This window comes from Campylobacter sp. JMF_06 NA1 (genome assembly GCF_027737785.1).
In the GTDB taxonomy this organism is placed as follows: domain Bacteria; phylum Campylobacterota; class Campylobacteria; order Campylobacterales; family Campylobacteraceae; genus Campylobacter_B.
Genome location: NZ_JAOVUA010000003.1, coordinates 42254 through 68616, shown reverse-complemented (window position 1 = coordinate 68616; position 26363 = coordinate 42254). Strand labels below are relative to the sequence as shown.

Genomic DNA, 26363 nt, shown 5'->3' with positions numbered 1-26363 from the left:
CATTATAATGAAAAAAATATAAATTTTAAGTTAAGGGCGCCAAATTTGCGCCCTAAATTTTAATCCCTGTTTGCAAAGCCAAGGATATTTAGAAGCGACATAAAAAGGTTGTAGATATTTAGATACATACCCACAGCTGCCATGATTGGTGAAGTATAGACGCCGTTGATGATGTTTTTGGTATCATAGATGATATAAAACGAAAACAAAAGCGCGCTAAAACCAGAAATTCCTAGGCTCACAAGCGAACTTTTGAAGAAAAAGTAGTTCAAAAATCCGATGATAATCACTGCGATTAGTGAGATAAATAGCGGTTTGCCCCAGCTATCGACATTGACTTTTGAGTTCATCGCATATATGGTAAGTGCGCCAAATGTAACCGCAGTAGCCACGAAAGCTTGCGTTACCACGCTACCCATACCAGCACCGATATAAAGCGATAAAACCTTACCTAGCGTAAGACCTGTGATAAATGTAAAGGCAAAAAGCAAAACCAATGCAAGGCTGTTAGCTCCGCGATTGACGGCAAATTGCATTGCAAAAATCAAACCAATCATCAAAATAAAATATAGCAACGGATTTAGTCCCATTGCTACGCCTGTGCTCATCGCTACATACGCACCAGCGGCGGCTGCGACCATAGAAGCTGTTAAAAGTGCATAAGTTTCTTTGATGAGTTTGCTAACTCTGCCTTGCTCTAATGGCGCATCGTAGCTCGCGTCGTATTCGCTAGTAAGATGATTTCTATCGTAAAGACTCATTTTTTCTCCTTTTTTTAATTTTGGGTAGGGAGTTTAGCAAAATTTTACCAAATATATAATAAATAGCTAAAATTTTTTCTATTTAAAAAAGCAATATATAATCAGCCGTTTTTAAAAAAGGAGAGAATTTTGGCTGAACAATTAATCAATGGTGCAATTAAATTTATGGAAGAAAACTACGCCGAGCACGCCGAGCTTTTTAGCTCTTTGGCAAATACGCAGACCCCGCACACGCTTTTTATCGGGTGTTCGGATTCGCGCGTGGTGCCAGGGCTCATAACTTCGACAAAACCGGGAGAGATGTTTGTAGTGCGAAATATCGCAAACATTGTCCCACCATATCGCGTTAGTGATGATTTCGTCGCTACCACAGCGGCTATCGAATACGCGCTGTATGCCTTAAAAATCAAGCAAATCATCGTTTGCGGACACAGCAACTGCGGTGGTTGCGCGGCGCTGTTTTATGACGAGGCAAAACTACAAAAAACTCCAAATGTGAAAAAATGGATAAATTTGATGTCTGGGGTAAAAGATCAAATTTCAAAGCACTGCGCCAACGATAAAGCTAAAAGAGAGTGGCTAGCCGAACGCCTAAATATCGTAAATTCGATACGAAATCTGCTAACCTACCCAAATGTCAAAGAGGGTTATATGGCAGGCGAGATTAAAATTTTTGGCTGGCACTATATCATCGAAACGGGCGAAATTTTCAACTACGACCCGCACAATGACCATTTTGCGCTATTAAACAAGGATTATGACTATGAAAAAATTTCTCATCAGCTTTTTGATTAGTGCGCTTTGCCTAAATTTTATTTTCGCAGAAGCGAATAAAAGCGAAGCAAATCTAACCGAGCAAAATTCGAGCCAAAGCGCAGTTCCTGCGCCAAATTTAGAAGAGAAAAAAAAGGAAGTCGAGGAGTTTTTGAGCGAGGTTTCAGGGGGCGATGCGAACAAAAGCGAAGTCTATGATATGATCGTAAATAAGGTCGCACAAAACGAACTTAACGCAAACGAAACAAACGGCGCAAATTCCTTTTACCGCGTGGTAAATGAGATCAAAGAGATAAATAAAAAAATCCTTGCTATCTCGCCAAAAGGCGAAGCCAACGCCACAGATAGCTCGCTAAAAACTCTCAAAGAAAACAAAGCAAGGCTTTTAGAGAGCGTTCCTATGGCGATTACGAATAATACACTAAGTAGGGAAGGGCTTTTAAAATACGCTGAGATTAAGAAAAATATCGAGGATACGCTGGCGAAATTTGCGAAAAAGCAAAATTCGATTGAGTATGTAAGCGCGGCGGTTAGTGCCGATAGAATGGCGCTTGGGGATATTTTTTATCAAGAAATTTTAAAACTTGATAATCTTTTTGTAAATGGTGCGAGCAAAGATGAGCTAAAAATGAGCTTAGAGGACGCGCTTAGTAGGATTTCGGAGTATTCGCTAGATAAAACTTCCAAGCTCAAAGAAGCCCTAAAATCGCAAGAAGATGCCGAAAATTTCGCGACTAAATTTAGCGAGCTTAAAAATGATAAAGCAACTTACGAGGAAATTTTATCCTATCTGCACTCAAATGCCGATTTGCTCGCATCCAGCGTGATTTTTACTAGCCTAAATTTCAAATCCGCAATTGATAGCATAAATGAAATTTCCCCTATCAAAGATAGACGCATAAATTTCGGCAAAATCGTGCTAATTAGCGTGATAATGCTCTTTTTCTACTCGCTTAGGCGGGTGCTAGCGAATTTGATTTATTTCGTCTTTAAAATCATCAATCGCTCCACAGCCATTGATAAAGAAACCATAAAAGAGCAGGTCGTAGCCACGATAAAACGCCCGCTTGGCGTGCTTTTGATAGCGTATTCGATAGATATTTCGCTGGTGATATTTTTCTATCCAGCCCCTGTGCCGATAAGGTTTGCAAGTATTTTGTCGATAATTTATGTCATTTTGTGGGCGTGGGTAATCATCGAAATCATCGACGGATACGGCATAATAGTGCTAGGAAATATCGCTAAAAAGGGCGTTAGAAAAGATGTTATAAATTTGGTCATCAAAATTTTATATATCATCGTCGTCATAATCGCGCTTTTACTTATCCTAAAACGGCTAGGTTTCGATGTCAGCGCGATACTAGCCTCGCTTGGAATCGGAGGTTTGGCGATTGCGTTTGCGACCAAGGATATTATCGCAAATTTCTTCCAATCAATCATGCTTTTGTTTGATAATTCATTTTCACAAGGCGATCATGTCGTAGTGGGCGACATAGAGGGCACGGTCGTGGAGACTGGGTTTAGAAAAACCACGATTAGAACCTTTGATAATGCCCTTGTTTTCGTGCCAAATGCAAACATTATGGCGCAAAATATCAAAAACTGGAATCGCCGCAAGGTCGGCCGCCATATCAATATCATCGTGGGTGTGACATACTCTGCTAAATCAGAACAGCTTAGAAAGTGTATCGAAGATATCAAAGAAATGCTAAAAGCGCACCCGCGAATCGCTCAATCTGGCGATAGTGCGACAAATTCGCGCGATTTTCGTATGCGCTCGCGCCAAAACATGGTCTCGATCGACGATCTAGCGGGCTATAAAAGCACGATGAATGTGGTGCTCGATAGCTTCGGCGATAGCTCGGTAAATATCCTAGTGTATTGTTTCACAAAAACCGTTATGAGAGATGATTATTTGCAGATTAAAGAGGATATTTTGTTTAAAATCATGCAGATTGTCGAGAACAACGGGCTAGAATTTGCCTTCCCGTCGCAGAGTTTGTATGTTGAAAAATTACCAAAATTTGATTATGATAACCCGAAATTTAGTGAAGGAGGAGAAGATGAGAGAGTTTGACGAAGACTTCGAAGAATACGAGGATTTAGACGATTACGATGAGGATATAATCGAGGGCGAAGAGGGCTATAACTACGCTTACGACGAGGACGATTATAGCTATGATGATGGCGAGGGGCTAAACTACAACAACATCGACGGAGATGATTACTAATGAGAAAAATCGCTTTAATTTGCGCGTTTTGCGCCTGCGTTTTTGGCGCGGAATTTACGCCGATGAAGGTTTCGCCCCAAAAGACAGAACAAATCATGCAAGATTTGCATAAATCGCTCGAAGCTTGCAAGGACGGCGCGCGCATAAAGGCTTTAAGTAAGGAGCTTGAAAAGGCGCTATTTCCGTTAGAAGACCTTGATTTTGCGCACGAATACGATCCGGCTCAAATCGACGAGCTTCGCAGGATCGATCGCGAAAACAAGGCATTTTTGACCAAATTTGCGATAACTTCTGGTTGCAAACTAGCGGATTTGTAAATTTGAAAAAATAAGAATTTGAGTGTTTTCATCGCTATTTGCGCTCAAATTCGTTAAGTTTATTCTTTTTGGAATTTTAGAATTTTTAATAACCTCACCACCTTGGGATTTGCAAAATTTTCACCACAGAATTTGCACTTAAATTTTGCTCTGCGATTAGTAGGGCAGAATTTGGGCCAAAATTATTCAAAATCGCGCTAGATCCTTGCTTTTTACCCGCAGTAGAGATAAAAATTTGCCCATTTTGGACGCTGATATCGCCAAGAGCAAACTCCAAAAACGGCGATTTTTTCGCATAATCGTTGCTTAAAATCGCGCTACTCTCGCACCCGTCATCAAGCCCAAATTTCGCGCTCAAAAACGCACGCAAAAACAAAAATCCAGTTACAATGCTAGAAAGCGGAAATCCAGGAAGTGCAAAGATAAATTTCTCGCCAAATTTGGCGATTTTGACATGGCGACCTGGTTTTATGGCGACTTTATCGACTAGGATTTCGAAATTCTCCCTCACCAAAGCCTTTATAAAATCATAATCCCCCATGCTCACCCCGCCACTGGTGATTACGATATCAGCGCGCGAGAGTGCGCCAAAGAGCGCGCTTTTTATGGCGTCTTTATCGTCGCTGATGATTTGCTCGCTCACCACTTCAAACCCCATTGCACGCGCCAAATTTAAAAGTGCGAAGTTGTTTGAGCTATAAATTTGCGCCTCGTTTTCTAAGCTCTCGCCCGGGCGTTTGATTTCGCTTCCAGTGGCGATTATAGCGACTTTTGGGCGCGCAAACACTGCCACGCTAGCCATGCCTAGCTCAGCCAAAAGCGCAATGCTTGCAAAATTTAGCCGTGAGTTTGCGCTTAATAAAACCTCGCCCTTTTCGTAGCTCTCGCCGATTTTTCGCACGGCAAAGCCAGCAGGCACTGGTTTATTGATTATGATTTCATTGCCGCGTACGCTGACATTTTCCACAGGCACGAGAGTATCCGCGCCCTCCGCCATAATCGCTCCTGTGAAGGTTTTGACGCACTCGCTAGATTTCGGGGAAGACATTGGCATGCTTCCAGCAGGGGTTTGCGAGATGACCTTAAACCTCGCCCCGCACGCCAAATTCGCGCTATTTAGCGCGTATCCGTCCATGGAGGCGGTAGGGCGCTCTGGCTTGGCAAATGGCGCGCGAATTTCATCGGCTAAAATTCTCCCCAAAGCCTCGTTTAGGGGCAAAATTTCGCTCTTTTTCTCGGGCGCGATGCTGGCTTTAAACCTCGCAACCGCGCTTTGCAAACTCTCAAACTGCATCGGTGGCTCCTAGCAAATTTTTAATTTCTTCTGTGCTTATGATTTTTGAATTGTATTTGACGACGAAATTCTCGCCGTTTTCGTAAATTTCGACAATCCCAGCCTGCCCGCTAATGGCGCTAAAATCGAAATTTAGTGCTTTATCAAAATATAAATTTTTAAAAATTTTCGGATTTGGCAGGGCTAAAATCATCGCAAACCACACCGCCCCAAGCACTGCCACGACCAGCCCGATACCTAAAATACCGACCCAGCCATACGCCACTCCGCCACACACGCCTCCGATAAAACTGCCAAAAAACCCAAACGAAGTGAAAATTCCAAGTGCTTCGCCGCGGTTTGCGGTTTTGGCGAATTTCGACGCGAGGCTCTGCATAATGGGCTCGTGCGCGTTAAATCCGGCGAAAAATACAATCACGCCAAAAATAAAAAAATAAGGGTTGTTTGCAAAGGCAAAAATCAAATACGAAACAATAAAAAATAAAATTCCAAGAAGCAAAATTTGCTTTGAAAGTCCGCGTTTTTCGCCCATTGCGCCACTTGCGCCCATAGCCAAAAAGCCAAAAATCATAGCTACGCCATAGACTTTGATAAATTCGTCTTGCGCGAAGCCAAATTTAGAGTGAAGCATTATGGGGATTAGGAAAAATGCGGTCGTCATAAAGGCTTTTTGGAAAAAATTGCTTAAATTTAGCAAGGATAAATTTTTATCTCGCAAAAGCGCGAGTGAGGATTTTTTGGGCATTTTGGAGTGAATTTTGGGTTCAGCTGGCACGAGAGAAAATAGCAAAATCAGGCAAAAAATCGTCAAAATGACACTTAGCCAAAAAAGGCTTGCTAGCCCAAATTTCGCGCTCAAAACCGGGCTTAAAATCATCGCCGCGCCAAAGGCACAGCCTATCATCGCGCCCATTATCGCCATTGCCTTGCCTCTGTTTTCTTCCGTGGTAAAATCGCTAATCAGCGCCGTAGCCACAGCTCCGATAGCCCCACAACCCTGCACAAATCGCCCCAAAATCATAGTGTAAATGTCGCTAGCAAAGGCGCAAATCACAGATCCTGCGATAAAAATCACAAGGCCGATTGCGATAGTGTTTTTGCGCCCAATTTTATCGCTAAGCGCGCCAAATGGGGTCTGCAAGAGCATTTGCATGATCGCATACACGCCGATTAAAACGCCGACTAGTTTTTCATTGGCACCGCGAAGCTCCAAAGCATAGTAGCTAAGCACTGGAAGCAGGATAAAAAGCCCAAAAAAGCGGGTCGCTGCGATAAAACTAAGTGGCAAAATTGTATTTAACATCGAAAGCCTTAAAGATTATTTTTGTCCGTGATTGTAGCTAAAATTTTGTCAAATTTGGATAAAATAAGCGTTTTTACGCAAGGATTTGATATGAAAATTTTAGTAGCCACTGGCAACAAAGATAAGCTTAACGAGATTAAAGAATTTTTCAAAAATGACGAAATTTACGGGCTTGGCGAGGTTTTGGAGCCTTTTAAAATCATTGAAGACGGCGAGAGTTTCAAAGAAAATGCGCTGATAAAGGTGCGCGCGGTCTATGAGAGGCTACTAGCGCGAGACCTGCACCGCGAATATCTCGTGATGAGCGATGATAGCGGGATTTGCGTGGATATTTTAGGTGGCGCGCCTGGGATTTATTCGGCCAGATTTAGTGGCGAGGGCGCGACGGACGCTAGCAACCGCGCGAAACTAGCCAGCGAGCTAATCGCGCGTGGCGTGCGTAGCTCGGGCGCACACTATGTGGCTGCAATCGCGCTGAAATCGCACTTTGGCGAATACTGCACGCACGGATTTATGCACGGCGAAGTGATTTGCGAAGAGCGCGGGGAAAATGGGTTTGGGTATGATTTTATGTTTATTCCGCGTCGCTACGAAGAGCTTGGAGATGGCGATTTGGGCAAAACCATAGGCGAGCTTCCAGCACGGATTAAGGGCGAGATTTCGCACCGCTCGCGAGGACTTGCGCTAATGAAAATTTTGATAAATTCTTTTAAAAACATCTGATTTATAAAATTTAAAATTTCAGTATCGTAGATACTGACCGAGATTTTATAAAAGGATTAAATTTGGAAAATTTTGAGAATAAAAATTTAAACAATAAACCAAATGTTAAAAAATCAAATTTGCGAAATTATGATGAAAATCCGATTGTTATAAAAGATGAATTATCAAATGCGAAATTTTTAAGTATCGTTTTTTTAGTTTTATTAGGACTTGCTTTAATAATCAGAAAAATATTTTTTTCTCAATATGACACTGTTTATAGTAATGGTAGTTCGCTTTTTATTATCCCATTTCTTACCTACATGACCCTAAAAAATACTTTTAGAAACCTTGAAAAAGACGCACAAATTTATTTTTATAATGACTATGTAGTTAAAAAATTAGAAAACGGTATTGAAAAAAGAATTGCAATATCTCACTTGAAAAATATAACAAAAAGCATTTCATCAATGTTGCCAAATGGTTTTATTAGTGAAAAAATAGAAAAAGCTATTCTTATTTATTGTGGATTATTTTTCGTTTTTGTTTTAGCTTTGATTATATATAGAGGCGAATTTAAAATACTGATTTTTATATCACTTTTTACTTTTATAGTCTTATATCTGCCACAATTTATAATTCATCACAAATATGGTGGTTTGCAAGATAGTTTTTATGATGTCATTTGGCTACAAGATAAAGACGGCAAATTTTTTAATTTTATGATTAGTTCAGATAAACAATACAATGAAATCAAAAAATATTTATTGGTTAAAACAGGCAAGAGTTTAGATAAGGTAGAAAAGAAATTTTTTCTATCTGTATCTTGGTTTAAAGATAAAGATTTATTAAATTAAACTTTTGTTAAATGAGACAATATGAGTAGAGAAAGTATTGCGAAAGCAGAACTAGACAAGGCAGAAGCTAGACTTCTAAAAAATTCAAAATTGACAAAGAAAATGTTGCAGATATTTTTATCATCGCATTACTTGAAATTTACCCATAAATTCGCCATAAATAAAATTCTTTCTAAATTTTAAATTTTTAAGCTAAATTTCATTGACAAAATTTTAAAAATTATATATAATCAAGTTTCCTTTTTCAATCCACATCATTTATCGGAGCGTAGCGCAGTCTGGTAGCGCATCTGGTTTGGGACCAGAGGGTCGAAGGTTCGAATCCTTTCGCTCCGACCATTGTGGTGAGTTTAGCTCAGTTGGTTAGAGCATCAGATTGTGGTCCTGAGGGTCGTGGGTTCGATTCCCACAATTCACCCCACTTTCGCGCTCGTAGCTCAATTGGATAGAGCAACAGACTTCGGATCTGTAGGTTGAAGGTTCGACTCCTTTCGGGCGTACCACTGATTTGTTTTTTATGCGCTCATAGCTCAGCTGGATAGAGCAACGGCCTTCTAAGCCGTAGGCCTCAGGTTCGAATCCTGATGGGCGTACCATTTAAGCTAGCATTAAGAGCTTTTGGCTATAATGCGCTTTCTTTTTTGCGGATGTGGTGAAATTGGCAGACACGCCAGACTTAGGATCTGGTGCTTTACGGCGTGAAGGTTCAAGTCCTTTCATCCGCACCATTTAATACTCGTTCCGGATTAGCTCAGCGGTAGAGTAGGCGGCTGTTAACCGCTTGGTCGCTGGTTCGAATCCAGCATCCGGAGCCACTTTTTCTTATGAAATCCCCATTTTATCGTAGTTTGTGAAGTTTAAGGAAACCAATTGACCTCTAATTTGACCCTTTTTAAAAATTTATTTTCGCTCACGCATAATATTATTAAAATTTGCATTTAAATTTAGATAAGAAATAAAATTGAAATACTTGAAGCTAAGTCTCTATTAAATGGTGGTCCCGATTGGACTCGAACCAACGACTTCCACCATGTCAAGGTGACACTCTACCAACTGAGTTACGGGGCCAAAAATAAGAGTTTGCATTATAGCAAAAAAAGCTAATATAAAATTTAAAAAATGTAAAATTTAATCAAATTTGCCAAAATTTTTTAAATTTTGCACTAAATTTTGCGCCAAATTTTCCAAATTTAGCGCAAAAGCTCATTTGCATAGGCTCGCACGCTTCGGTCGATTTCGATTAGAGCGTGCGTGTCTGGGGTGTTTGGCGAGTGAAATTTCTCCACGGATTTTAGCACTACGCGCGAAATATCGCTAAATCTCGCCCGCCCTTCTAAAAACGCATAAACGCCAACTTCGTTTGCCGCATTTATCACCACGCCAAAATTTGGATTATCCAAAAGCGCGTCTTTGAGCCCAAAAATAGGGTATTTTAGCGTATCTATTGGAGCGAATTTAATCGGTTTTAAATCCAGCAAATTCACGGGCTTTACGATTTGCTCGCTAATCGCGCCCTCTAAAACAGCGTGCGCTATGGCTAGGCGCATGTCAGTCTCGCTAATGTGCGCTGTGGTCGAGCCGTCGATGAACTCGACTAGGGCGTGGATTTGCGATGTGCGCTCAATCACGGCGTCGATATTTTTCGTGCCGTATAGCCAAAACGCCTCGATTACCTCGAAAAGCTTGTTTGCCATGCTCGCGCTATCAATTGTGATTTTTGCGCCCATTTGCCAGTTTGGGTGCCTTAGCGCGTCTTTGGCGCTGACACTTCCAAGCTCGGTTAGTGGCGTATCGTAAAACGCCCCGCCACTGGCTGTTATGATGAGCCTAGAAATAGGAGTTTTTGCGTTTTGGATTAGAAATTTTAGCCCGAAATGCTCGCTGTCAATGGCGTGAATTTTTGAAATTTCAAGGAATTTCCCGCCCACGACTAGGCTTTCTTTATTTGCTAGGCATAGCGTTTTGCCAAGTTCTTGCGTTTTTAGGCTAGGGAGCATGCCAGCAAAGCCCACTAGGGCATTGACGACGGTGCTAGATTTGCACTCTTCAAGCATTGCCAAAATCCCCTCCATACCGACAAAAACCTTGTCGTGTTTGACGGCTGATTTTAGGCTCTCTTCGCCGATAGCGACGAATTTAGGGTGAAATTTAGCAATCTGCTCGTTTAGCAAACTCACATTTTTCCCGCACGCCAAAGCCTCGATTAAAATTCCCTTTTTGTGCGCGATATCTAGGGTGTTTGTGCCAATCGAGCCAGTGGAGCCTAGCACTACCATGAATACACGACCACCATAGCCACTGCGCCAAACATATACCCGTCAATGCGGTCTAGCACGCCGCCGTGTCCTGGGAATAAACTGCCGCTGTCTTTGACGCCTGCGCTTCGTTTGAGATAGCTTTCAAACAGATCGCCAAAAATGCTAAAAATCACGATAACTAGGGTCTTGCATAAAATTTCAAGCGGCGGCAGGTTTGTGAAAATACGCGCGTAAATGAAGCTTGTGATAAATGCAAAAATAATTCCGCCGATAATGCCTTCAATGGTTTTGTTTGGCGAGCTAGGGCTAAATGGGGTTTTGCCAAAGCTTTTACCAGCGAAATACGCACCGCTATCGCAGGCGATTATGGTGATGATAAGCCAGACGAAGTGGAAAATCCCCAAATCATCATAAACCGCCCACATTAGGCAAATCGGAGCGAAAGGGTAGATAAAAGGCAGGATAATTTTCGCGTTTTCAAGCTTTTTAAAAGCCACAATCGAAGCCGCCACGACTACCGAGGCGATACAGACTTTAACCGCGCTGATAAATGGCTCGTCGTCTTGGGCAAGCGGAATTAGCGCGAAAAATGCGAGCGCAAGGGCTAGCCATTTGAGGCTGACATTTTTTAGCCCATAGAGCTTGTAGCTTTCCAAAAGCCCTATGCTAAGCATTATGGCAAATACGAAAAAGTTGATAAATCTGCTATTTATCAGGATTAAAACAGAAAAAACAGCAAGCAAAATTCCGCCAGTTACTAGTCTTTGTTTCATAAAATTTCCTTAGATTTGATTTCGCGAGATTATATAAAATTTCGCCTTATCACGGCTTTAAAACGCCGATAGTTTTATAATCCACATAATGCACAAACGAGCCTTTCACGGGGCTTACATTTAGGCGTTTGGTGTAATCAACGAGGTAATTTCCAGCCTCTTTGACGCTAAAATTTACGCAAATTTTAGCAGCAAATTTCGCTATTTCTTCGCTTAAATTTTGTTTGTTTGTTTGGACGATGACATGTGCGCTGGCGCGGTCTTTTAGGTGAAACCAAAAGTCATTTTTGGCGCTGTTTTTTAGCAAAAATTCGTTGCCTTTCTCGTTTTTTCCGACACTGATTTTAAATTCGCCTATATAAAAACTCTGCACGAATTCGGCGTTTTTTTCCTTTAAATTCGCGCTAATTCGCTTTTTGGGGAGCAAAATTTCAAGCTCTTCGACGCTTTTTGCGTTTGCGATTAAATTTTTCAAATTTTTATAAAATTCGATTTTTTCGTTTAAATTTGCGATTTGGATATGCGAATTTGCGGCCTTTTGGCGCAATTTTTTTGCTTCGTTAAAAAATTCGTTCATTGCGATTTTTGGCGGATTTTCTAGGCGAAATTCCACGCTTTTGCCGTTTTTATCGTTTAGGCAAAATTCCCTTTGCCAATCGCTTAAATTATACAAATTTGCCGATAATACCTGTCCGAGATTTGCCAAATTTTCGGCTTTTGCTAAAATTTCGCTCTCTTTTGGCACGGCATTTAAATTCGCATGCAAAATTTCGATTTTTTTATCAATTTGGGTGAATTTTGAATTTCGAATTTGGGCCAAATTTGCCAAATTTAGCTTTTCAAACTCGCCTTTGAAAAATTCATCGAAATTCTCTATTTTTGCTACATCTTTTTCTTTGATTTTATATGGCGGAAGTGGCGCTAAAATTCGCCCCACGCGCACGCTTCGCACATCGTTATCTAGGTGCCTGAGCGCTTCTAGGATTACTCCATTTTCATCGGTGATGATGACATTTGTAAATCGCCCTGTAAATTCAAAGTATAAATTTGTGATAAACGCCTTGTAACTGGCTTTGAGTTCGGTTTTGATATGCAAAATTCTATTATTTTCCACTACGCAAATTTGCAAAATTTTCGATTTTACAAGCCGTTTAGCCAAAACCCCGTCAAATGGTGCTTTGTAAATTTTATTTTCCACGAAAGAGCCGTTTTTGTGGATATTGCACGCGGTTTTATTCATATCAAAAAACAGCTCGTAAGCGTCGAAATTTAGCTTAAAAAGGTTATCGCCGACGCGCTTTATGTGGCTTAGAGTTTTGAAATTTTGCAAAAATTCGCAAATTTGGATTAGGTGCTGGTATTTCATGAACGCTATTTTAGCAAAAAATTTAGCAAAAATTTTAAATTCCATTTTTACTTTAAAAAAATGATATACTCTGGGTTTATTTTTAAGGAGAGATTATGAAATTTAAAATTTTAGTGCTGTTAGCATTATCAGCGTTTGTATTAAGTGGCTGTTTGCAAGGGCTAGGACGCGATACTTACATTGTTATGCCTTCAAACGAAGCCAGTCCGCACTCTATCGATAAAATGCTAAATTTGCCACAAAACATCACATTTGAGAAGCAATCCTACGCGCTAGGACACAAAAGCTCCATGGGCGTCGAGTATTTTTTAGATGGCGAAAGGGGCTTTGGCTGGACGAAGCTGATTACGATTTCGTATGGGCATGGCGTGTATGATATGGAGCGTTTGCTCAGCGCCATGGAACATGAGTTAGAAAAACAAAAAAGCTCTGGCACAAAAAATGAGTATAAATTCGAAAAATTAAGCGACAAAAAGGCGATTTCTACCGAAATTTTCTACCCTACAAATAATCCAAATTTAAACAAATTTGAAGCAAATTTGAAAATTTATGAAATCAAAGATTGCGGGGCTGTAAATGTGCATTATGCGATGAATTTCGACAAAGATACGCCGATAGATACCGTGCGAAAGCAAATACAGAGCAAAAAGGCAAATTTTTTGAAAAACTATCCTAGAATCGAGTGCGCGCAGGACCTTAGCATAAAAAGTTCGAAGCTAAATCACCCGCAAAGCCTAGAATATATGCAAACAAACTTTGAGAAATTCAAAGAATATCCACGAGTTTATGGCTCGGATACTAGCGCGGTTACTTACTTTTCAGCCCAAAATCCTACATACGGGCAAATCGATGTGCTTTTTAGCGAAGGTTTGAAGAAAAAAGATTTTGATAAATTTTTAAGCGACACCAAAAAAGATATTGCGAAATTCGATAAAAAACACGAAGCAAAAATTGAAAAACTAGCCGAAAACAAGGCGCTTCAAACCATGCTTTGGTATCCAAATCAACGCAGGGGCGAAAAAGATTATGAGATGAATTTTGCTATCATCGAACTAAAATCTTGCGGTATGACTCAAACTATCTATAAACAAAGATTATTAGCTAGCAGCGGCAGCGAAGATGAGGTAAAAAATCTCTTTGGCAAAACCAAAACTTACTTTTTGGCAAATTATCCAAAACTTAGTTGCAAATAAATTCATTGCCGAATTTGGGTAAAATTCGGCAAATTTGGTTGTCTCTGATTTTTACACTTAAAATTTCTCTTTGTGAATTTTGCTAAATTCTAGCTTTTCTAGCTTGTGTGGAGCGGGCGTGGAGATTAGATTTCCAAGTGATAAAATCGCTAAGGCTCTGTAATTCCCCTCAAAACCCAAAATTTCGCGCAGGTATTCCTCGCTACTCGCGCCATTTTGCGCCTCGCGTAGTCTGCATTGTATCCAGCAGCTTCCCACGCCTAGCGCGCTCGCGCACAGGTGCATGTAGGCCATAGCGATAGAGGCGTCCTCGATCCAGACATCTTGCGCGCTCTCATCGGCGATTACGACCACAGCGGCATTTGCGCCTTTTAGCATATCGGCTGCGCCCGTGCGTGCAAGGCTTAGTTTGGCGAGGTTTGCTTCATCTTTGACTACGATAAACTCCCAAGATTTCCTTGCATGTCCGCTAGGGCTTAGCAAACCAGCCTTCAAGATTGTGTCTAAAATTTCATCGCTAATCTCGCTGGGAGCGTATTTTCGCACACTGCGCCTGGCTTTTAAAATCTCTAAAATTTCCATGATTTTTCCTTTCCAAAAGCAAAATTATACCTTTTATTATAAAGTTTTATGGTTAGATTTGATAGAATTTAACCCAAATTTTTTAAGGACAGGTTATGAAACAGACAATCACAGAAAAAATTTTCAGCGAACATGTGGGCGAAGCTGTCAGCGCAGGGCAAATCGTAGAAAGCAAAATCGATATGGTTATCGGCAACGACATCACAACGCCGATTTCGATAAAGCAGTTTGAGCTAAGTGGCGCAAAGGCTTTGGCAAATCCAGACGGCTTTGCGATCGTAATGGATCACTATATCCCTACAAAGGACATTTTAAGCGCAAATCAAGCCAAAATTTCACGCGAATTTGCCTACAAACACAACCTAAAAAACTATTTTGACGAAAAAGATATGGGAATAGAACACGCCCTAATGCCTGAAAAAGGGCTAGTCGTTCCAGGCGATGTCATCATCGGAGCAGACTCGCACACCTGCACGCACGGCGCACTTGGTGCGTTTTCTACCGGTATGGGAAGCACCGATTTAGCGTATGCGATGATTACGGGCAAAAACTGGTTTAAGGTGCCAGAAAGCATAAAAGTTGTTTTCAAAGGAAAGCCAGGCGCGCACATTTACGGCAAGGATTTGATACTTGAAGTTATCCGCCAAATCGGCGTTGATGGCGCACGCTACAAGGCATTAGAATTTGTTGGCGAGGCGATTGCACACCTTGATATGGATAGTAGATTTTCGCTTTGTAATATGGCGATCGAGGCTGGCGGAAAGAGCGGAATCGTGGCGTGCGATGAGGTAACAAAAGAATTTTTGGCCGCTAGAACGCTACGAAGCGAGCCGAAATTTCACTACTCAGACGAGGGGGCAAACTACGAGCGCGTCCTAGAAATCGACACTGCAAACCTAGATCCTGTGATAGCGTATCCATTTTTGCCAAGTAATGGCAAAAGCGTGAGAGAGGCGGTAAAAGATAGTATCGCAGTCGATCAAGTCTTCATCGGAAGCTGCACAAATGGGCGACTAAGTGATCTTCGCATAGCAGCGCAGATTTTAAAAGGCAGAAAAGTAGCTCGCAAAACTCGCCTTATCATCACACCAGCTACGCAAAAAATCGCCCTACAAGCGCAAAAAGAGGGCTTGTGGGATATTTTCGTCGAAGCAGGTGCTGTTGTGAGCAATCCGACCTGTGGCGCGTGCCTTGGCGGATATATGGGTATTTTGGGCGATGGCGAGAGATGTGTGAGCACGACAAATCGCAACTTCGTAGGCCGCATGGGCGATCGCACGAGCGAGGTGTATCTAGCAAACTCAGCCGTCGCAGCAGCTAGCGCAATCGCTGGTAAAATCGCAGATCCAAGGGATTTGTAACCTAAAATTTTGCCATTTTTTAATGGCAAAATTTACCCAAATTTTAAATTTCAAATGAACAAATCCAAAGCTTGTTTTCTTTTTATAATTTATCTTTGTGCGCTCTTTAAAATCACGATTTTTAGGGCGAATTTTAGGCTCGATCAAATTTGGCGTGTCGGCGAATACAATCTCGTGCCATTTAGCGATTACGCAAATATTTTGAAATTTGGCGCGATAAAATTTATCTATCTTTTTGCGGGAAACATAGTCTGGTTTGTGCCGTTTGGGCTTTTTGCGCGATATTTTTTCCCAAATTTTAGCATGCGAAAAATTTTGATTTTTGGCCTTTTGCTCTCGCTAATAATCGAAATTTCACAATTTGTCTTTAAAAGCGGAATTTTCGAGCTTGACGATTTGATTTTAAATGTTTTTGGCGTATTTTTGGGGGTAAAATTTGGCGAAATTTTAAAATTCCGCCAAATTTAGATTTAAAACATCTCTGGGATTCGAAAATAGTGATTTATCGCGCCGTTGCCCCTGCCAATGTGCAAATCCTGCATTAGCGCAGTGCGGACGAATTCTTTCGCACTACCAACCGCTTCTTTTACGCCAAGCCCCGCCGCTAGGGCGCAAGCTATGGCTGATGAGAGTGTGCAACCTGTGCCGTGAGTGTTTTTGGTGATGATTTTGGGTGCGCTAAACTCGCTAAATTCGCCATTTTCGTAGAGTATATCGCGCGCTTCGCCCACGCCTGCTAAATCTCCGCCTTTGACCAAAATCGCTCCGCCGTAAAATTCGGCGATTTTTAGCGCGGCTGTTTTCATATCGTCGAAATTCGCGATTTTAACGCCACTTAGCGCGCTTGCTTCTTTGATATTTGGCGTGATAATCGCTGAAATGCTAAAAAGGTCGAATTTTAGCGCGTTCATTGCGCTATCTTGCATTAGCACGCCACCGCTTGTAGCGACCATGACAGGGTCTGTGACGACATTTCGCGCGCCAAATTTTTTCAACGCTTTGGCTATGGTTTGCGCAATTTCGGCAGTAGAAATCATGCCGATTTTCACAGCGTCTGGGACGATGTCGCAAAATACGCTTTCTAGCTGGGCTTCGACAAATTTGGGCTCGATATTTAGCACGCCTTGCACGCCAAGCGTATTTTGGGCGGTGAGGGCTGTGATGACATTTTCGCCATACATTTTATGGGCGGTTATGGTCTTGATATCGGCTGAAATACCTGCACCGCCGCTACTATCGACACCCGCGATTGTAAGAACCTTTTTCATGGCTTTCCTTTAACTCAAAAATTTATTAATTATACTTTACAAAATTTACCGCTTGGAAATTTTTTAGTCTAATCCTTTTTATGTGGGGGCGGCGCTCAGAGTTGCGAGGGTCGCCCGCCCCCACACCCCCACCCGACCGACGCTAGCGGTGGCGCACTTCGTGCGCAAATTTTTTAAATTTCATACAATTTCACCTTGCTAAAAATTAAATTTTCATCGCTATAATAGCGAGTTTATTTTAAATTTAAGGATTAAAATGTTTGATTGGATCAGCTCGCCTGAGGCGTGGATAAGCCTAGCCACGCTAACTGGGCTAGAAATCGTTCTTGGCATAGACAATATAATTTTCATAGCGATTTTGTGTTCGCGCCTGCCTCAGGAAAACCGCGACAAAGCTCGCATTATGGGGCTAGCTCTTGCGATGATTACGCGAATTTTGCTTCTACTTAGCCTTAGCTGGGTAATGGGGCTGACAAAAGAGCTATTTAGCGTGTTTGGGCATGGTTTTAGTGGGCGAGATTTGGTGCTAATCGGCGGTGGTTTGTTTTTGCTGGTAAAATCCACGCTCGAAATCCACTCTTCTGCTGTGGGCGAGAGCCATGAAGAGCGAGTAAATGAGAAAAAAGCCAGCTTTGGTGGCACGCTAATTCAAATCGCTTTGCTTGATATAATTTTCTCGCTTGATAGCGTGATTACGGCTGTGGGTATGGCACAGCACCTACCTGTAATGATACTAGCTGTCATCATCGCCGTGGCTGTGATGATGTTTGCTAGTGGGGCGATTGCGAAATTTGTCGATGATAATCCTACGATAAAAATTCTTGCGCTTTCGTTTTTGATTTTGGTCGGTGTTTCGCTCATAGCAGACGGACTTGGGTTTCATATTCCAAAGGGTTATATTTATTTTTCTATGTTTTTCTCGCTGGTTGTCGAGCTCATCAATATCCAAGTGCGCAAAAAATCTGAGAAAAACTAGGTTACCTTCGGTTAGATTCGGGCGATTTTGGGGTTAAAATTTTAGCCTAAAATCGCCTTTAAATTTTACAAAAGGAGCTATTTTGAAACCGCTTAGATTTGTAGGAACCGGGCTTTTAATCGCTGTTTTTGGCTTTGTCGCATTTAGTGGGGCTGGTATGTTTTTTGGGCTAAAAAGTGGTGTTATGAAAAATTTCCACGAATACTTTGGCGTGGCTATGCTAGCCCTTGCGCTAGTGCATATTTTCATAAATTTCAAACCTTTTAAACTCTATTTTAAAGGTTGGCAGGGGCTTGTAATCTGCGCTATTATCGTGCTTAGCTGTGGATACGCTGGATACAGCCTCAAAAGCGCTAGCGGGGCTGGAAACCCAGCTAGGGCTGTGTATATGCAGGCTCTAAATTTGGAAATTAGCAAATTTAAAGGCGCATTTGGCACGGATAATGCGAAATTTAGCGCGTTTTTAGAGAGCAAGGGTATAGCGAATTTCGACGAAAGTCTAAATTTGCGCGAAGCGTGTGCGAAATATAATCTCAAAGAGGGCGAAATCCTAAACGCACTTTTGCCAGCTCGTGCGCCAAAAGGCGAGGCGGGCGGCGCGCAAAAAGGCAAAAATTCTCACTAATAAATTTTGGCAAATTTCAAATTTGCCAAAATTCAGCCATTATTTTTTAAGTCAAATTTTAATAAAATCCCAAATTTAAAATTTCAGGGAAGGGTCAAATTTAGCAAGGCTAAATTTTAAAAATGTTAAAAGGTATCGCTTTATCGCTGTTTTCTTCTATCGGGTTTGCGAGCATTTATTATATGTCGGTTTTCATGCAGCCTCTTGGCGGGCAGGAGTTGCTGGGATACCGCATGCTAGTTACATTTCCGATAGTAGCGCTGTTTTTGGTGCTAGGCGGCAAAAAAACAGAGATGAAAAAATTGCTCGTTCGCTTGATAAAAAAGCCGTTTTTGCTCATCGTTTTACTCGCGACTTCCGCTACAATGGGAATTCAGATGTGGTTGTATCTGTGGGCGCCAAGTAACGGCTACGCACTGCAAGTCTCGATCGGATACCTCATAATGCCCATTTCCATGGTGATTTTTGGCAATCTTGTTTTTGGCGAGAAAATTTCACGCCTAAAAGCTCTGTGCGTGGGCTTTGCGGTGATTGGAGTGTTTTCAAAAATCCTAATCGGAGGCGCGCCATCGTGGCATAGTGCGATTGTTTTTATAGGATTTCCGCTATATTTTTGCCTAAGGCGGTATTTCAGGCTAGAAGGGGCTAGCAGTTTCGCCCTAGAAATCGCGCTTTTGTTGCCGTTTTGTTTGTGGTTTGTAAGCAGCACTGACCTTGGCGCAGTCGCAGTGCAAAATCCAAACATTTACACGCTTTTATCGGTTTTGGCACTATTAAGTGCGACTGCGCTTTTGGCTCAAATTTTATCAAGTGCGCTAATTCCGATAAATTTCTTTGGATTATTAATCTATGTCGAGCCACTTTTGATGTTAGGCGTTTCTTTGCTTTTGGGCGAAAAAATCGAGCCTGATTCGTATATTTTGATGATTTGCCTATTTATGGCTATTTGCTTTTTGGTGGCTGATACGATTATCTCTATAAAACGCGCAAAAAGGGCTAAATTTTACATTAAGGCAAAATAACTGTAAAATGGCGCAAAAATTTAATCAAGGAAGTAGATGAAAAGAGTTCTTAGTGTTCAAGATATTTCGTGCGTGGGTAAGGTCTCGCTTAGCGCTGCTTTGCCAGTGATTAGCGCAATGGGGCTAAGTGTTAGCGTTTTGCCTACGGCGGTGCTTTCTATGCATACTGGATTTAGTGGTTTTACATTTCGCGATCTCACCAAAGATTTGCGCCCTATAATGTCGCATTGGCACGAGCAGGGGGTGGAATTTGACGGAATTTATACTGGATTTTTGGGCTCGCAAGAACAAATCGCGCTTATTAGCGAACTTTTTATGGAATTTGGCGGAAGCGGAAAGACGATATTAGTCGATCCGTGTATGGGCGATAATGGCGAATTTTACCCCGGATTTGATAGCGACTTTGCCCGTATGATGGCGCTTTTGTGCGCTAGTGCTGATGTGATTACGCCAAATATCACGGAAGCTTGCGCAATGGTTGGGGTGAAATACCGAGAAAAGGCCGAGAGGGAATTTATCTTTGATTTGCTCGAAGGACTAAAAGATTTAGGCGCGTCAAAGGTGATTTTAAAGGGGATTAATTACATAAGCGAGCAGTGTGGTGTGTTTAGCTACGACGCCAAGGACGGGCGTGTGAGCGAGTATTTCCACGAGCTACTACCTGTGAAATACAACGGCACAGGCGATATTTTTGCCTCGGTTGCATTTGGTGCGTTAATGCGTGGCAAATCCCTCCAAACCGCAATCCGCATAGCTGCTGATTTCGTCGTAAGCGCGATGAAAGAGACTATGAGCGATAGCGAGTGGAGGCGCAGCGACGGAGTGAAATTCGAGCTTGTAATTCCTGAGCTTGTAAGGAAAATTTAAAGGCTAAATTTTAAAATTTCGGCTTTGAAATTTATTTTTAAAAATTAAATGCATAAATTTATACTATTTTAAGTGGTTGCTAAATTTGAAAAAGGTATAATCTTCAATCACTATTTTTTGGGAGAATACAATGAGAACAATCCAAGCAAGTGAAATCTCTAAAACAGTTGCAGAGCTTTGCAAAAAAGCCTGTTATGTAGTAACGCCAGATATGAGAAAAGCGTTTGAAAAAGCAAAAGAGACTGAGGTTTCTTCAATCGGTAAAGAAATCCTTGGCAAATTGCTTCAAAATGCCGATCTTGCAGAAAAAGGCGTAGCTCCAATCTGCCAAGACACAGGTATGACGGTAGTTTTCGTAGAACTTGGTCAAGATGTGCATATCGAGGGCGGATATATCGAGGACGCTATCAACGAGGGCGTTAAAAACGGCTATGTTGATAACTACCTAAGAAAATCAGTTGTAGCTGAGCCACTATTTGAGCGCAAAAACACCACAAACAACACTCCTGCTGTTATTAACATGCGCATGGTCCCAGGCGAAAAACTAAAAATCACAGTTGCTCCAAAAGGCTTTGGTAGCGAGAATAAATCTGTGCTAAAAATGCTTGTTCCAGCTGACGGCGTAGAGGGTGTGAAAAAAGTATTCCTTGAAGCTGTAAAATATGCTGGTCCAAACTCATGCCCTCCAATGGTTCTTGGCGTAGGAATCGGTGGCACAATGGACAAAGCAGCGCTTCTTGCAAAACAAGCAGCTGTTCGCTCAGTAGATAGCAGAAACCCAGATGAAAGATACGCAAAACTAGAAGATGAGCTATTAGAGCTTGCTAGACAAACAGGCGTTGGACCACAAGGTCTAGGCGGTCTAAACACTGCTGTTAAAGTAAATGTAGAGTGGTATCCAACTCACATCGCAGGTCTTCCAGTAGCTATTAATGTCAATTGCCACGCAGCACGCCACGCAAGTGCTGAACTTTAAGGAGATAATTATGTCAGAAGTAAAAAGAATAACAGCTCCATTTGATAAAGATGTAGTAAAAAGCCTAAAAGCTGGTGATAATGTCCTAATCACAGGCACAATCATCGCAGCACGCGACGCTGCTCACAAGGCTTTGACTGAGACTTTGGCTCGTGGCGAGAAACTGCCTGTAAATTTAGCTGGCGAGACTATTTATTATCTTGGCCCAACACCTGCAAAACCGGGTCAAGCAGTAGGCGCAGCGGGTCCAACTACAAGTGGTCGTATGGATAAATACACTCCAACAATGATTAACGAAGTGGGTATCAACGGCATGATTGGTAAGGGTTATAGAAGCGACGCAGTAGTTGAAGCTATGAAAAAATCAGGTTGTGTTTATATGGTAGCTATCGGCGGAGCCGGCGCGCTAATTAGCCAAAGTATCAAAAAATACGAAGTTCTAGCTTACCCTGAGCTTGGACCAGAAGCTGTTGCAAGACTAACAGTCGAGGATTTCCCAGCGATTGTCGCAATTGATTGCGAGGGAAACAACTTCTACGAAGTCGGTCAAGCACCATACAAAAAAATCTAATCCATCTAGGGCAAATTTGCCCTAGAATTTTAAAATTTAACCCTAAAATTTAAATCTCAAATTTATCGCTCTTACGCCTAGCATAACAGCTGCAAAAATCGCCAAATATTCGGCACTACTGAATAAAAATGTATTTTTGTTTTCTAATCCAAAACCGGTTTTAAAAAACAGATATTCGTAAAAATGCAGATCCACAAACGAATAAATTCCAAAAGCTAAAAGCGCCAAAAATAGGCAAAATTTCAAAATTTTACCAAATTTCACGCTAAGCAAATTTGCAAAAATTCTAAAATTTAGCCCCAAATGCGTAGCGCTTAGCAAAAACAGCGCGTGCGTGGCAAACATGTGGATATTTTTGGCTGCGTCCGAGCCAAAGCCAAAATCAATAAACGAAAAAATATGCTCGCTAAGAAAAACAGCGCTTATTAGTGTTGCCAAAAATGAGCCTAAAAGGGCGAAATTTATGGCGTTTCGCACCCTAAATTTGGCTAAGTATTTACGCCTCGAAAAGGCGTGAAAAAGGGCGAAAACGATTAAGATTAAGCCCAAAATTTCATGCGCTATCTCGCCAAATTTTTTGTAATTCATGCACAAAACTAGGGCGAAAATCGCGCCCCAGTAAAATGATTTTTTATTAAATTTCATTGCAAAATTTATTTTGAAATCTCATCAAACCACGCTTTTAGCTCGGTTTTGGCTTTCTCTCTTTGATTTTGCGCCACGCTTCCATATAGGCTAAAATAGCCCAAAACCTTGGCTTTTGTCGCTTTTTCGACCGAGCCGATAGTCCTATCTAGCCCACTTCCTTCGTGCGTGTTAAAGACGAAAATTGGCTTGCCCGCGAAATTTTGTCCCTCTAAAAATGTGAAAACGCCCATTGGCAAATCGCCCCACCAAGTAGGAAAGCCCAAAAACACGGCGTCAAAATCAGCTAAATTTTTATCAAATGGCTTAATCTCTGGTCTTGCTTTTTGTTTTTGTTCGCTTTTTGCAAAATCTATCGCGGCTTGATACTCTTTGGCATAGGGCGTTAGAGTTTCGATTTTAAAGAGTTTGCCACCGCTAAACTCAGCCAAATACTCAGCCAAAATTTCAGTATTTCCCTTCTCGATATAGCCCACCTGATAATTCTCATCTGCGCGCGAAAAATATGCGATTAACACCTTTTTACCACTCATATTAAATCCTTGTGAAACCTTTGTGTCAGCGGCATTTCCCGCACAGCCAAAGAAAAATAAAAGAAAAAAAAGTAGGATTTTTTTCATACTTGCCCCTTAGTTAAAATTTCAAAGATTATATAAAAAAAGCGAAAATTTCGTTAGAAAAATTCTCTAAATTCATTGCCTAATCCTGCAAAATTTGCCAGAATTTAAAATTCGGCGCAGTATCCTAGGCTTGCGTAAGCAAAATATAAAATTTATCTATATGTATCGCAGCGTTTTAGCCAGCCGGCCAGCCAGCGCGCTTCATCGCGGTTTGTGGGCGCGTTAGCCACCCTGCGCTCCAAAAGAGATTTCGCGCACCTGCGAAACTCGCTCATTGCCTCTTTTTGCGCGCTCATGCACTCCAAAACCTGCATTAGCCCCCAACCATCGCCTCTGTATCGCTCACTCTCTTTTATGCCCTCGCCTTTGAAATTGACATAATCAATGAGCGCGTAAAGCCCGTTTGGCGAGCTTGCGACGCGGTAAAACTGCGATTTGATATGCTCTTTTTTATCACTTAAATTTTGCATTTTTTCTAGGGAGTTTTGAAGCCTTTCATAGATAAATTCTACCTGCAAATTTTTGGTTTGATACAAAAAATTTTCTAGCTCTATCAGATCCGCGTCGCCTGATTTTTTTAGCGCATCAAGCGCGGTTTTGCTCTGCCAAGGCGCGTGAGAGTGCAGGCGCAGTATTTTTGGAAGTTTAACGCCGCGAATTTTATAAAATTTCACTAAATTTGGAAAACTCTCTTCGAATTTATCTTTTTCGTCTTTTTTATACCAGATAAAGTGTCCGATACCCAAGGACGGGAAATTTTCGCCACTATTCCAGTGGATTAAATTTGACTTTTTCGCCCCTGTTTCGTTGGCGTAAATTTTCTCTGCCACGCTAGATAAATCCACGCCAAACGCGCCCGCGCACAAAAACGCCAAAAGGCTAAATTTCGCTAAATTTTGCATAAATTTATTGCTTTTTCACGCCGTGCAAAAAGATTTTAATGCGGTCTTTTATGAAATTTTCTTTGTCTAAATTTGGCTCTTCGCCGAAAAATATAAGGCGGTTGAAGTGCGGTTCGCGAAGCAAAAAGCAAAAATAGCGTGCCAAATACTCAGGATCTGCGCTATCAAACTCATCAATATGCGCCCTAAAATAATTGCTAAGCCCCGCTGGAAATGCAAGCGTGCTGGTATCCAAGAAGATTTTGGAGACATTTTTTAGCATGGAACCAAAGGTTTTTGAGGTTCCAAGCAAGATATTTTTTAGAAATTTTTGATTTTCGGCACTATAAATAAAGTCAAAATAAATCGGGGCAAATTCGCTCAAATACTCCTGTGGCGCAAGGTTTTCGTCTAAGCTAAGCAGATTATCTAGCTTTTTATCAAGCCTTTGGGTGTGAAATTCGACCACATGCAAAAACAAATTTTCCTTGCTTTCGAAATATTTGTAAATCGAGGCAAGCGAGCCACCGCTGATAGCGACGATATCATTTAGGCTGACGCTGTCATATCCTCGCTGTAAAAACAGCTCTGTGGCCACCTCGAAAATCTTTTCTATACGAATTTGCGATTTATAATACCTTGATTTTTGTGCCATTAATCCTTCCTATCAATAAATTTTTGTTGCGGATAGACAAACACACTCTCGCGCGTAATGCTGATTTTTTCATCATCAACCGCGTAAGCTTTTATGATTAGCGGTAAAACGACATTATCGTGTTCGTTTTCTAGGCTCAAATTTGCCTTGCTTGTGAGCGAGACTATGATTTTTGCCTTTTTGCCAGGGCTTACCTTTACAGGCTCGTCTGGGCGAGAAATGCTGATATTTTCGTTATCTATGCTAAAAAAGAAGCTGTGCGGTTCGCTATGGGTGTTTTCGAATAAAAATGTATAGCTGTTTTTGACGATTTTTTCGCCGTTATCATCGAAATCTATTTTATAGAGCTGGGTGTTGCGATTGATGTTTAAAAGCATGCTCTCTTTCGTGCCACTCATCACCACTAGCCCGATTAGCGCAGCGGCTAGCACGCCGATATAGCCAATCGTGCGAAATCGCATAAATTTGACCTTGCTTTGCGATTTTTGCGCATTTAGGCTCGTCCAGTTGATAAGTGGGGCTTTGCCAAGCTTACTCATTATATTTGAGCATGCGTCGGCGCATTCTAGGCAGTTTATACACTCTAACTGCATGCCTTTGCGAATATCGATATGTGTCGGACAGATCCTCACGCACGCCTGACAGCCGGTGCAATCCCCGCTGGAAGGCTTGTTTGAGATTAAATTTTTATGCTCGTCATAAATCGCGCCACCTCTGATATCATCGTAAATCACGCCAAGCGAGTCTTCGTCGAGCATGGTTGATTGAATCCTTGCGTAAGGGCAGATGAAAACGCAGAAATTCTCGCCCAAAAATGTGATATCAAATGTCAAAAACGCTGCAAATCCTAGCACTATGCCAAAGAGAAGTTTATGCTCGCCAGCCTCGCCTAGATAGGCAAAAAAGCTTTGTGGTGGCACGAAAAACCAGAGCAAATTTGAGGCTGCAATCAGCGCAACAATGGCAAAAAGCGCAACCGCGATAACGCCCTTTGCGCCGCCTTTTTCGCCCTTTTGTTTGTTTGTGATAGAGCCACGAATTTTAAGAATTTTAGTGCAGATTAAATCTCTATAAATCACGCGAAAAATCGTTTGCGGACAGGCCCAGCCACACCACACGCGCCCGCCAAGCGTGGTTAGGAAAAATATCGAAATGAAAAAGAAAATTATCAAAAACGGCATTAAGAAAAATTCTTGCGTCGAGAAGGTGTTGAAAAAAAGGTGGATTTCTTTTTTTTCAAAACTGATTAAAAACAGGTGTTTGCCGCCTATGTGAAGCCACGGCATGATGAAAAGCCACAGCGAAGCGATAGTGTAAAAAAAGTAGCGCTTCTGCCTGAATTTCGAGATTTTACTCTCCATGAAATGTCCTTTTTGTATAAATGCACGATTTTACTCTTAAAAGATTAATTACATATTAAAATTATAGAATTTGGATATTTTTTCACGAAAAAAATCTGAATTTGTCTGTGAAATTTGATATTTA

General features: G+C 41.5%; 28 protein-coding genes and 7 tRNA genes. 21 read left to right on the top strand and 14 right to left on the bottom strand.

What is annotated here, in order from left to right; genetic code table 11:
* Positions 1-59 precede the first annotated feature (59 nt).
* Positions 60-761 (bottom strand): Bax inhibitor-1/YccA family protein, encoded by a 702-nt coding sequence (locus tag OFO07_RS04730; protein WP_270871119.1) that lies wholly within the window; start codon positions 759-761, stop codon positions 60-62.
* A gap of 165 nt (positions 762-926) precedes the next feature.
* Between OFO07_RS04730 and OFO07_RS04725 the strand changes: the two genes are divergently transcribed.
* The 4 genes from OFO07_RS04725 to OFO07_RS04710 are packed head-to-tail and all read left to right on the top strand — an operon-like array spanning position 927 to position 4083.
* Positions 927-1556: a carbonic anhydrase gene (locus OFO07_RS04725; protein ID WP_270871187.1), complete on the top strand. Its 630-nt coding sequence runs from the start codon at positions 927-929 to the stop codon at positions 1554-1556.
* Positions 1525-3612 (top strand): mechanosensitive ion channel family protein, encoded by a 2088-nt coding sequence (locus OFO07_RS04720; RefSeq protein WP_270871118.1) that lies wholly within the window; start codon positions 1525-1527, stop codon positions 3610-3612. Before OFO07_RS04725 ends, OFO07_RS04720 begins: the two co-directional genes overlap by 32 nt.
* Positions 3599-3766, top strand: coding sequence for a hypothetical protein (locus tag OFO07_RS04715; RefSeq protein ID WP_270858667.1), 168 nt, complete (start codon positions 3599-3601; stop codon positions 3764-3766). Before OFO07_RS04720 ends, OFO07_RS04715 begins: the two co-directional genes overlap by 14 nt.
* Positions 3766-4083, top strand: a complete 318-nt coding sequence (locus tag OFO07_RS04710) for a hypothetical protein (RefSeq protein ID WP_270871117.1) — start codon at positions 3766-3768, stop codon at positions 4081-4083. Before OFO07_RS04715 ends, OFO07_RS04710 begins: the two co-directional genes overlap by 1 nt.
* A gap of 94 nt (positions 4084-4177) precedes the next feature.
* On the opposite strand, the gene OFO07_RS04705 is transcribed toward OFO07_RS04710, so the two are convergent.
* Both OFO07_RS04705 and OFO07_RS04700 read right to left on the bottom strand, forming a co-directional pair.
* Positions 4178-5377, bottom strand: coding sequence for a molybdopterin molybdotransferase MoeA (locus OFO07_RS04705; protein WP_270871116.1), 1200 nt, complete (start codon positions 5375-5377; stop codon positions 4178-4180).
* The gene (locus OFO07_RS04700) at positions 5367-6680 is read right to left on the bottom strand and encodes an MFS transporter (protein ID WP_270871115.1); all 1314 of its coding nucleotides are present in this window, start codon (positions 6678-6680) and stop codon (positions 5367-5369) included. Before OFO07_RS04700 ends, OFO07_RS04705 begins: the two co-directional genes overlap by 11 nt.
* A gap of 90 nt (positions 6681-6770) precedes the next feature.
* Here OFO07_RS04700 and OFO07_RS04695 point away from each other — a divergent pair, with 90 nt between their 5' ends.
* The 8 genes from OFO07_RS04695 to OFO07_RS04660 all read left to right on the top strand — a co-directional run bounded on the left by OFO07_RS04695 (position 6771) and on the right by OFO07_RS04660 (position 9054).
* Complete coding sequence (locus tag OFO07_RS04695) at positions 6771-7403, top strand: non-canonical purine NTP pyrophosphatase (protein ID WP_270871114.1); 633 nt, start codon at positions 6771-6773, stop codon at positions 7401-7403.
* 62 nt (positions 7404-7465) lie between these two features.
* Positions 7466-8239: a hypothetical protein gene (locus OFO07_RS04690; RefSeq protein ID WP_270862890.1), complete on the top strand. Its 774-nt coding sequence runs from the start codon at positions 7466-7468 to the stop codon at positions 8237-8239.
* A 262-nt stretch (positions 8240-8501) separates the two neighbouring features.
* A tRNA-Pro gene (locus OFO07_RS04685) sits at positions 8502-8578 on the top strand.
* Positions 8579-8583: 5 nt separating this feature from the next.
* Positions 8584-8660: transfer RNA gene (locus OFO07_RS04680), tRNA-His, on the top strand.
* Between the two features lie 5 nt (positions 8661-8665).
* A tRNA-Arg gene (locus OFO07_RS04675) sits at positions 8666-8742 on the top strand.
* Between the two features lie 16 nt (positions 8743-8758).
* Positions 8759-8835: transfer RNA gene (locus OFO07_RS04670), tRNA-Arg, on the top strand.
* Between the two features lie 47 nt (positions 8836-8882).
* Positions 8883-8967 (top strand) — tRNA-Leu (locus tag OFO07_RS04665).
* Positions 8968-8979: 12 nt separating this feature from the next.
* Positions 8980-9054: transfer RNA gene (locus OFO07_RS04660), tRNA-Asn, on the top strand.
* Between the two features lie 177 nt (positions 9055-9231).
* On the opposite strand, the gene OFO07_RS04655 is transcribed toward OFO07_RS04660, so the two are convergent.
* The 4 genes from OFO07_RS04655 to OFO07_RS04640 form a co-directional block, all read right to left on the bottom strand.
* Positions 9232-9307, bottom strand: a tRNA-Val gene (locus OFO07_RS04655).
* Between the two features lie 122 nt (positions 9308-9429).
* Positions 9430-10515, bottom strand: coding sequence for a 1-deoxy-D-xylulose-5-phosphate reductoisomerase (dxr, locus tag OFO07_RS04650; protein WP_270871113.1), 1086 nt, complete (start codon positions 10513-10515; stop codon positions 9430-9432).
* The gene (locus OFO07_RS04645; protein ID WP_270871112.1) at positions 10509-11270 is read right to left on the bottom strand and encodes a phosphatidate cytidylyltransferase; all 762 of its coding nucleotides are present in this window, start codon (positions 11268-11270) and stop codon (positions 10509-10511) included. The genes dxr and OFO07_RS04645 overlap by 7 nt, the downstream gene beginning before the upstream one ends.
* A gap of 49 nt (positions 11271-11319) precedes the next feature.
* Complete coding sequence (locus tag OFO07_RS04640; protein WP_270871111.1) at positions 11320-12636, bottom strand: NFACT RNA binding domain-containing protein; 1317 nt, start codon at positions 12634-12636, stop codon at positions 11320-11322.
* A 95-nt stretch (positions 12637-12731) separates the two neighbouring features.
* On the opposite strand from OFO07_RS04640, the gene OFO07_RS04635 reads away from it, so the two are divergent.
* Positions 12732-13829, top strand: a complete 1098-nt coding sequence (locus OFO07_RS04635) for a hypothetical protein (RefSeq protein ID WP_270871110.1) — start codon at positions 12732-12734, stop codon at positions 13827-13829.
* 57 nt (positions 13830-13886) lie between these two features.
* Here the strand turns inward: OFO07_RS04635 and OFO07_RS04630 are convergent, their stop codons facing one another.
* Positions 13887-14411 (bottom strand): nitroreductase family protein, encoded by a 525-nt coding sequence (locus OFO07_RS04630; RefSeq protein WP_270871109.1) that lies wholly within the window; start codon positions 14409-14411, stop codon positions 13887-13889.
* Positions 14412-14506: 95 nt separating this feature from the next.
* Here OFO07_RS04630 and OFO07_RS04625 point away from each other — a divergent pair, with 95 nt between their 5' ends.
* A complete protein-coding gene (locus OFO07_RS04625) occupies positions 14507-15772 on the top strand; it encodes a 3-isopropylmalate dehydratase large subunit (protein WP_270868606.1) in 1266 nt (421 codons plus the stop codon).
* A 54-nt stretch (positions 15773-15826) separates the two neighbouring features.
* A complete protein-coding gene (locus OFO07_RS04620) occupies positions 15827-16240 on the top strand; it encodes a VanZ family protein (protein ID WP_270871108.1) in 414 nt (137 codons plus the stop codon).
* Positions 16241-16242: 2 nt separating this feature from the next.
* Here OFO07_RS04620 and thiD read toward each other — a convergent pair whose 3' ends face one another.
* Positions 16243-17040 (bottom strand): bifunctional hydroxymethylpyrimidine kinase/phosphomethylpyrimidine kinase, encoded by a 798-nt coding sequence (gene thiD, locus OFO07_RS04615; RefSeq protein ID WP_270871107.1) that lies wholly within the window; start codon positions 17038-17040, stop codon positions 16243-16245.
* Positions 17041-17296: 256 nt separating this feature from the next.
* On the opposite strand from thiD, the gene OFO07_RS04610 reads away from it, so the two are divergent.
* The 6 genes from OFO07_RS04610 to OFO07_RS04585 all read left to right on the top strand — a co-directional run bounded on the left by OFO07_RS04610 (position 17297) and on the right by OFO07_RS04585 (position 22077).
* Complete coding sequence (locus OFO07_RS04610; RefSeq protein ID WP_270871106.1) at positions 17297-18016, top strand: TerC family protein; 720 nt, start codon at positions 17297-17299, stop codon at positions 18014-18016.
* 82 nt (positions 18017-18098) lie between these two features.
* Positions 18099-18641 carry a DUF4405 domain-containing protein gene (locus tag OFO07_RS04605; protein WP_270871105.1) on the top strand — a complete coding sequence of 181 codons (543 nt, stop codon included), beginning with the start codon at positions 18099-18101 and terminating at the stop codon, positions 18639-18641.
* A gap of 122 nt (positions 18642-18763) precedes the next feature.
* The gene (rarD, locus tag OFO07_RS04600; protein WP_270871104.1) at positions 18764-19663 is read left to right on the top strand and encodes an EamA family transporter RarD; all 900 of its coding nucleotides are present in this window, start codon (positions 18764-18766) and stop codon (positions 19661-19663) included.
* A 36-nt stretch (positions 19664-19699) separates the two neighbouring features.
* Positions 19700-20530, top strand: a complete 831-nt coding sequence (locus OFO07_RS04595; RefSeq protein WP_270865455.1) for a pyridoxamine kinase — start codon at positions 19700-19702, stop codon at positions 20528-20530.
* Between the two features lie 130 nt (positions 20531-20660).
* Positions 20661-21506 carry a fumarate hydratase gene (locus OFO07_RS04590; protein WP_270871103.1) on the top strand — a complete coding sequence of 282 codons (846 nt, stop codon included), beginning with the start codon at positions 20661-20663 and terminating at the stop codon, positions 21504-21506.
* 10 nt (positions 21507-21516) lie between these two features.
* Complete coding sequence (locus OFO07_RS04585) at positions 21517-22077, top strand: Fe-S-containing hydro-lyase (RefSeq protein WP_270858686.1); 561 nt, start codon at positions 21517-21519, stop codon at positions 22075-22077.
* Positions 22078-22119: 42 nt separating this feature from the next.
* On the opposite strand, the gene OFO07_RS04580 is transcribed toward OFO07_RS04585, so the two are convergent.
* From OFO07_RS04580 to ccoG, 5 genes are all read right to left on the bottom strand, one after another.
* Positions 22120-22722: a DUF4405 domain-containing protein gene (locus OFO07_RS04580; protein WP_270871102.1), complete on the bottom strand. Its 603-nt coding sequence runs from the start codon at positions 22720-22722 to the stop codon at positions 22120-22122.
* Between the two features lie 8 nt (positions 22723-22730).
* Positions 22731-23342, bottom strand: coding sequence for a flavodoxin (locus OFO07_RS04575; RefSeq protein WP_270871101.1), 612 nt, complete (start codon positions 23340-23342; stop codon positions 22731-22733).
* A gap of 152 nt (positions 23343-23494) precedes the next feature.
* Positions 23495-24244 (bottom strand): hypothetical protein, encoded by a 750-nt coding sequence (locus tag OFO07_RS04570; RefSeq protein ID WP_270871100.1) that lies wholly within the window; start codon positions 24242-24244, stop codon positions 23495-23497.
* 4 nt (positions 24245-24248) lie between these two features.
* On the bottom strand, positions 24249-24878 hold the full coding sequence (locus OFO07_RS04565) for a TetR/AcrR family transcriptional regulator (RefSeq protein WP_270868596.1): 630 nt from the start codon (positions 24876-24878) through the stop codon (positions 24249-24251).
* Positions 24878-26239 carry a cytochrome c oxidase accessory protein CcoG gene (ccoG, locus tag OFO07_RS04560; RefSeq protein WP_270871099.1) on the bottom strand — a complete coding sequence of 454 codons (1362 nt, stop codon included), beginning with the start codon at positions 26237-26239 and terminating at the stop codon, positions 24878-24880. The genes OFO07_RS04565 and ccoG overlap by 1 nt, the downstream gene beginning before the upstream one ends.
* Positions 26240-26363 lie beyond the last annotated feature (124 nt).